Consider the following 7,343-nt stretch of genomic DNA (forward strand, 5'->3'; position numbering starts at 1 on the left):
GAAGAAGATGTGGATGACGAAGACGGTCCGGAAATCATTTACGTGCGTGACTGATTCGTTGCGATAAACTTAAGCGCCGCTCAATCGAGCGGCGTTTTAGTATCTGGAAATCGTCGATGGTCACTCATAACCACGAATAACCACGAATAACGTCACGGGCAGTGCCAGGTCGCGCTGTCCTCAAAGCAAAGGTTGAAGATGATGCGGAGCAAGGTGACAGGTGCGCAGCGTTGGGTCGTGAAGATCGGCAGCGCTTTGCTGACGGCGGACGGCAAAGGCCTGGATCGCGCGGCAATGGGTGTCTGGGTAGAGCAGATGGTGGCCTTGCATGAGGCGGGCGTCGAGCTGGTGCTGGTGTCCTCCGGGGCGGTGGCGGCCGGTATGAGCCGTCTGGGCTGGACCTCCCGACCCAGTGCAATGCACGAACTCCAGGCCGCTGCGGCAATCGGCCAGATGGGGCTCGTGCAGGCCTGGGAGTCGAGCTTTGCCGAGCATGGTCGGCACACGGCGCAGATTCTCCTGACCCACGACGACTTGTCTGACCGCAAGCGCTACCTCAACGCCCGCAGTACCTTGCGTGCGCTGGTTGAGCTGAAAGTGATCCCTGTCATCAACGAGAACGACACCGTGGTCACCGACGAAATCCGTTTCGGCGACAACGATACCCTGGCGGCGCTGGTGGCCAACCTGGTCGAGGCTGATTTGCTGGTGATCCTGACCGATCGCGACGGCATGTTCGACGCCGATCCGCGCAACAATCCCGATGCACAGCTGATCTACGAAGCGCGCGCCGATGATCCCGCACTTGATGCGGTGGCGGGTGGTACGGGTGGTGCGCTGGGTCGTGGCGGCATGCAGACCAAGCTGCGCGCGGCGCGTCTGGCGGCGCGTTCCGGGGCGCATACCATCATCGTTGGTGGGCGTCTTGAGCGTGTGCTGGATCGCCTCAAGGCTGGCGAACGCATTGGCACCTTGCTCTCGCCGGAGCGCGGCATGCTGGCGGCGCGCAAGCAATGGCTGGCCGGGCATCTGCAAACCCGTGGCACTCTGGTGCTGGATGCCGGTGCAGTGACCGCGTTGTCCCAAGGCAATAAAAGCTTGTTGCCGGTTGGGGTCAAGCTGGTCCAAGGCAGCTTCCGCCGCGGCGAAATGGTGGTTTGCGTGGCGCCGGACGGTCGTGAGATTGCCCGTGGCCTGGCCAACTACAGTGCGCTGGAAGCACAAAAAATCATCGGTCAGTCGTCTGATGCGATTGTCGGTCTGTTGGGTTACATGGCGGAACCGGAACTGGTTCACCGCGATAACCTGATTCTGGTCTGAAGGAATACCTGAATGCGCGTGGCAAAAGGATTGTTGGGGCTGCTGTTGGCAATGCCGTTGTTGGCTTCGGCCGAGGAGATTGGTCAAGTGTCGACGGTGTTCAAATTCGTCGGCCCGAACGACCGGATCGTGGTTGAGGCGTTTGATGATCCCAAGGTCGAAGGTGTGACCTGCTATCTGTCGCGCGCCAAGACGGGCGGTGTGAAGGGTGGTCTTGGCTTGGCTGAAGATCGTGCCGAAGCGTCCATCGCTTGTCGCCAGGTGGGGCCGATCAGTTTCAAGGGTGAGCTCAAGGATGGCGACGAGGTGTTCAAGGAGCGCACGTCGCTGGTGTTCAAAACCATGCAGGTGGTGCGTTTCCTCGACAAGAAGCGCAATACGCTGGTGTATCTGGTGTACAGCGATCGCTTGATCGAGGGTAGCCCGCAGAATGCGGTGACGGCGATTCCGATTTTGCCGTGGGCTCAGCAGTGATTTGAAGATTGTCTTCGTGGCCAGGCCTCGCTCCTGCAGGGTGGGGCTTGCCCGCGAAGGCGTTGGATTGATGCGCACCAAATCGCAGGCAATAAAAAACCGACCCTGAGGTCGGTTTTTTAATGAACGAGTCGCTTAGGCAGCAGCGGCAACGTTCAGGGCCTTAACGTGGCCATTCAGGCGGCTCTTATGGCGAGCAGCCTTGTTCTTGTGGATGATGCCTTTATCGGCCATGCGGTCGATAACTGGCACAGCCAGAACGTAAGCAGCTTGAGCTTTTTCAGCGTCTTTTGCGTCGATGGCTTTAACTACATTCTTGATGTAGGTACGAACCATGGAACGCAGGCTGGCGTTGTGGCTGCGACGCTTCTCAGCCTGTTTTGCACGTTTTTTGGCGGAAGGTGAGTTGGCCACCGTCGAGCTCCTCGAAAGACTTTTTAGGAAATAGCAAACAAAATAGGCCGCGAATCATGCCGATGAGTTGAGGTCTTGTCAAGGGCGGTTGAGACGTTCCGCTAAGTGGTAGGTACTACACCTCTGGATATTTCTTTCCAGCGTGCGACCTGTAAACTCGCGAGCTTTGGCTCTGTGCTGTTGCGGCGCGGAGTATCGCATAAGTAGGCGCATTGTTCGCCTGCTGTTTATCGACAGGCACAAACTCTTTCAATGAATCTGCTCAAATCGTTGGCCGCCGTCAGCTCTATCACGATGCTTTCCCGGGTTCTGGGGTTCGTTCGTGACACCCTCATTGCACGGGCATTCGGCGCGGGAATGGCGACCGACGCCTTTTTCATCGCCTTCAAGCTGCCAAACCTGTTGCGACGGATTTTCGCCGAGGGCGCGTTTTCCCAAGCCTTCGTGCCGATTCTCGCCGAATACAAAAGTCAGCAGGGCGATGAGGCGACGCGAACATTCATTGCTTACGTTTCGGGCCTGCTGACACTGGTGCTGGCGCTGGTCACCGCGTTGGGCATACTGGCCGCGCCATGGGTCATCTGGGTAACAGCACCGGGTTTCACCGATACCCCGGAAAAATTCGAGCTCACCACTGACCTGTTGCGGGTGACCTTTCCTTACATATTGCTGATCTCCCTTTCATCGCTGGCAGGCGCAATCCTCAATACCTGGAACCGTTTTTCGGTGCCGGCGTTCGTGCCGACGCTGCTCAATGTCAGCATGATTGTCTTCGCGCTGTTCCTGACCCCGTATTTCGATCCGCCGGTAATGGCACTGGGTTGGGCGGTGTTGGTGGGTGGTCTTGCGCAGTTGCTCTATCAACTGCCGCATCTGAAAAAAATCGGCATGCTGGTGCTGCCGCGCCTGAATTTGCGCGACACCGGTGTCTGGCGAGTAATGAAGCAAATGCTGCCGGCGATTCTCGGGGTGTCGGTGAGCCAGATCTCGCTGATCATCAACACTATTTTCGCTTCGTTCCTGGTCGCAGGTTCCGTGTCCTGGATGTATTACGCCGATCGTTTGATGGAATTGCCGTCCGGTGTGTTGGGTGTGGCGCTGGGGACAATCCTGCTGCCGACCCTGGCCAAGACCTACGCCAGCAAGGATCGCCAGGAATACTCACGCATTCTTGATTGGGGGTTGCGGCTGTGCTTTGTGCTGGTGCTGCCTTGCGCTCTGGCATTGGCGATTCTGGCCGAACCGCTGACGGTTTCGCTGTTCCAGTACGGTCAGTTCGATGCCCATGACGCCGCCATGACCCAGCGTGCGTTGATCGCCTATTCCGTCGGTTTGCTCGGGATCATCGTGATCAAAGTGCTGGCGCCGGGCTTTTATGCGCAACAAAACATCCGCACGCCGGTAAAAATCGCAATTTTCACTCTCGTGGTCACTCAGCTGTTCAACCTGTTGCTGATCGGCCCGCTGGCGCACGCCGGCCTGGCGCTCGCCATCAGCGCCGGGGCCTGTCTGAATGCCGGGCTGCTTTTCTATCAATTGCGCAAGCAGCAGATGTATCAGCCGCAACCGGGCTGGGCAAAGTTCGGCTTCAAGCTGGTGATTGCGGTGGTGGTGATGTCCGGCGTATTGCTGGCCGGGATGCACTTTATGCCGGCCTGGGGCGAAGGGCAGATGCTTGAGCGTTTCCTGCGTCTCGGAGCTTTGGTGGTTGCCGGTGTGGTTGCCTATTTCGGCATGTTAATGTTGATGGGCTTCCGTTTGCGCGACTTCAACCGCAAGGCGTTGGGCTGAGGATAAAACCTCGATATCTGTCATGAAAAAACGGCACGGGCCGGCATTTCTGTCGGCTCGATTACTTTGGGATACGGTGTTGCCTGTCGTCGGCCGCCGGGTGTGGTTATAATCGACCACTTTATGAGCAAGAAGCGCGTTATGCAGCTGGTTCGAGGCCTCCACAATCTGCGCCCCCAGCATCGGGGCTGTGTCGCCACTATTGGCAACTTTGACGGTGTACACCGTGGCCACCAGGCTATCCTGGCGCGGCTGCGTGAGCGTGCGCTCGAGTTGGGCGTGCCCAGCTGCGTGGTGATTTTCGAGCCGCAGCCGCGAGAGTTTTTCGCTCCGGACACCGCACCGGCCCGTCTGGCCCGCCTGCGTGACAAACTGCAGCTGCTGGCTGGCGAAGGCGTCGACCGGGTCTTGTGCCTGGCGTTTAACCATCGCCTGAGCAAACTCAGCGCCAGCGAATTCGTCGATACCATTCTGGTGGACGGCCTCGGTGTACAGCACCTTGAAGTCGGTGACGATTTCCGTTTCGGCTGTGACCGGGTAGGCGATTTCGATTTCCTGCAACAGGCCGGCGTCATGCAGGGCTTCACCGTTGAAGCGGCGCAGACCGTCGAGCTCGATGGCATTCGCGTCAGCAGTACCCAGGTGCGTAACGCACTGGCGGCTGCCGATTTTGCCCTCGCTGAACGTCTGCTCGGGCGCCCGTACCGGATTGCCGGTCGCGTGTTGCATGGCCAGAAACTGGCGCGCCAACTGGGTACGCCCACTGCCAACATTCAACTCAAGCGTCGCCGTGTGCCGCTGACAGGCGTTTACCTGGTCAGCGTCGACCTCGATGGCAAGACCTGGCCGGGTGTCGCCAATATCGGCGTTCGACCTACGGTTCAGGGGGATGGCAAAGCCCATCTCGAAGTTCATCTTTTAGATTTTGCCGGCGATCTGTATGACCGGCGTATGACGGTGGTTTTCCACCAAAAGCTGCGTGAAGAGCAGCGTTTCGCCTCTCTGGAGGCGCTTAAGACGGCGATCAATGCGGATGTCGCCGCCGCCCGTGCCCTGTCGCACCTAGCGCCAATCGCTAATGAAGAGCCTTAAATGACCGACTATAAAGCCACGCTAAACCTTCCGGACACCGCCTTCCCAATGAAGGCCGGCCTGCCACAGCGCGAACCGCAGATTCTGCAGCGCTGGGACAGTATTGGCCTGTACGGAAAGTTGCGCGAGATTGGCAAGGATCGTCCGAAGTTCGTCTTGCACGACGGCCCTCCGTACGCCAACGGCACGATCCACATCGGTCACGCACTGAACAAGATTCTCAAGGACATGATCATCCGCTCGAAGACCCTGTCGGGCTTCGATGCGCCGTATGTTCCTGGCTGGGATTGCCATGGTCTGCCGATCGAACACAAAGTCGAAGTGACCCACGGCAAGAACCTGGGCGCGGACAAGACCCGCGAACTGTGTCGGGCTTATGCCACCGAGCAGATCGAAGGCCAGAAATCCGAATTCATCCGTCTGGGCGTGTTGGGCGACTTCGCCAACCCGTACAAGACCATGGACTTCAAGAACGAGGCCGGTGAAATCCGTGCCTTGGCTGAAATCGTCAAGGGCGGTTTCGTGTTCAAGGGCCTCAAGCCCGTAAACTGGTGCTTCGACTGCGGTTCGGCCCTGGCTGAAGCGGAAGTCGAGTACGAGAACAAGAAGTCCTCGACCATCGACGTCGCGTTCCCGATTGCCGATGAAGCCAAGCTGGCTGCCGCCTTCGGTCTGCCGTCGCTGGCCAAACCTGCGTCGATCGTGATCTGGACCACCACCCCGTGGACCATCCCGGCCAACCAGGCGCTGAACGTTCACCCGGAATTCAACTACGCGCTGGTCGACATCGGCGACAAGCTGCTGGTATTGGCTGAAGAACTGGTCGAGGCCTGCCTTGCGCGCTATAGCGTTGAAGGCTCGGTCGTCGCGACCACCACCGGTAAACAACTGGAACTGATCAACTTCCGTCACCCGTTCTACGACCGTCTGTCGCCGGTTTATCTGGCTGATTACGTTGAACTGGGCGCAGGCACTGGCGTGGTTCACTCCGCGCCAGCCTACGGCGTGGACGATTTCGTGACCTGCAAGAAATACGGCATGGTCAACGACGACATCCTCAATCCAGTGCAAAGCAACGGCGTGTACGTGCCATCGCTGGAGTTCTTCGGCGGCCAGTTCATCTGGAAGGCCAACCCGGCCATCGTCGACAAGCTGACCGAAGTCGGCGCGCTGCTGCACACCACTGTCATCGAACACAGCTACATGCACTGCTGGCGCCACAAGACCCCGCTGATCTACCGCGCCACCGCGCAGTGGTTCATCGGCATGGACAAGCAGCCGACCACGGGCGACACCCTGCGCCAGCGTTCGATCAAAGCCATTGAAGACACCAAGTTCGTCCCGGCCTGGGGCCAGGCGCGCCTGCACTCGATGATCGCCAACCGTCCGGACTGGTGCATTTCCCGTCAGCGCAACTGGGGCGTGCCGATCCCGTTCTTCCTGAACAAGGAAAGCGGCGAGCTGCACCCACGCACCGTCGAGCTGATGGAAGAAGTCGCCAAGCGCGTCGAAGTCGAAGGCATCGAAGCCTGGTTCAAGCTGGACGCCGCCGAGCTGCTGGGCGCCGAAGCACCGCAGTACGACAAGATCAGCGACACCCTCGACGTCTGGTTCGACTCGGGCACCACGCACTGGCACGTCCTGCGCGGTTCGCACCCGATGGGCCACGAGAGCGGCCCGCGCGCCGACTTGTACCTGGAAGGTTCGGACCAGCACCGTGGCTGGTTCCACTCGTCGCTGCTGACCGGTTGCGCCATCGACAACCACGCGCCGTACCGCGAGCTGCTGACCCACGGTTTCACCGTCGACGAGTCCGGCCGCAAGATGTCCAAGTCCCTGGGCAACGTGATCGCGCCGCAGAAGGTCAACGACACCCTGGGCGCCGACATCATGCGTCTGTGGGTCGCTTCGACCGACTACTCCGGCGAAATGGCGGTGTCCGAGCAGATTCTGCAGCGCAGCGCCGATGCCTATCGTCGTATCCGTAACACCGCGCGCTTCCTGCTTTCCAACCTGACCGGTTTCAACCCGGCCACCGACCTGCTGCCGGCTGAAGAAATGCTCGCGCTGGACCGTTGGGCCGTGGACCGTACCCTGCTGCTGCAACGCGAGTTGCAAGAGCACTACGGCGAGTACCGTTTCTGGAACGTGTACTCGAAGATCCACAACTTCTGCGTGCAGGAGCTGGGTGGTTTCTACCTCGACATCATCAAGGATCGCCAGTACACCACTGGCGCCGACAGCAAGGCCCG

General features: G+C 59.4%; 6 protein-coding genes. 5 read left to right on the forward strand and 1 reads right to left on the reverse strand.

Annotation, left to right across the window (positions count from 1 at the left end; all coding sequences use genetic code 11):
* Nucleotides 1-201 precede the first annotated feature (201 nt).
* Entirely contained in the window at nucleotides 202-1,320 is a 1,119-nt protein-coding gene (gene proB / locus D8V06_RS06190) for a glutamate 5-kinase (RefSeq protein ID WP_077047080.1), read from the forward strand.
* Nucleotides 1,321-1,332: 12 nt separating this feature from the next.
* Nucleotides 1,333-1,794: a CreA family protein gene (locus tag D8V06_RS06195; RefSeq protein WP_056855667.1), complete on the forward strand. Its 462-nt coding sequence runs from the start codon at nucleotides 1,333-1,335 to the stop codon at nucleotides 1,792-1,794.
* A gap of 135 nt (nucleotides 1,795-1,929) precedes the next feature.
* Here the strand turns inward: D8V06_RS06195 and rpsT are convergent, their stop codons facing one another.
* On the reverse strand, nucleotides 1,930-2,208 hold the full coding sequence (gene rpsT, locus D8V06_RS06200; protein ID WP_020798646.1) for a 30S ribosomal protein S20: 279 nt from the start codon (nucleotides 2,206-2,208) through the stop codon (nucleotides 1,930-1,932).
* 252 nt (nucleotides 2,209-2,460) lie between these two features.
* Between rpsT and murJ the strand changes: the two genes are divergently transcribed.
* The 3 genes from murJ to ileS form a co-directional block, all read left to right on the forward strand.
* Nucleotides 2,461-3,999 (forward strand): murein biosynthesis integral membrane protein MurJ, encoded by a 1,539-nt coding sequence (murJ, locus tag D8V06_RS06205; protein ID WP_130907850.1) that lies wholly within the window; start codon nucleotides 2,461-2,463, stop codon nucleotides 3,997-3,999.
* Between the two features lie 141 nt (nucleotides 4,000-4,140).
* The gene (gene ribF / locus D8V06_RS06210) at nucleotides 4,141-5,091 is read left to right on the forward strand and encodes a bifunctional riboflavin kinase/FAD synthetase (protein ID WP_056855665.1); all 951 of its coding nucleotides are present in this window, start codon (nucleotides 4,141-4,143) and stop codon (nucleotides 5,089-5,091) included.
* Nucleotides 5,092-7,343, forward strand: a 2,252-nt coding sequence (gene ileS, locus D8V06_RS06215) for an isoleucine--tRNA ligase (protein ID WP_130930629.1), incomplete at its 3' end; no start/stop codon positions are given.

Origin of the sequence: Pseudomonas sp. Sample_24 (genome assembly GCF_004307605.1) — a bacterium.
Taxonomy (GTDB): Bacteria; Pseudomonadota; Gammaproteobacteria; order Pseudomonadales; family Pseudomonadaceae; genus Aquipseudomonas.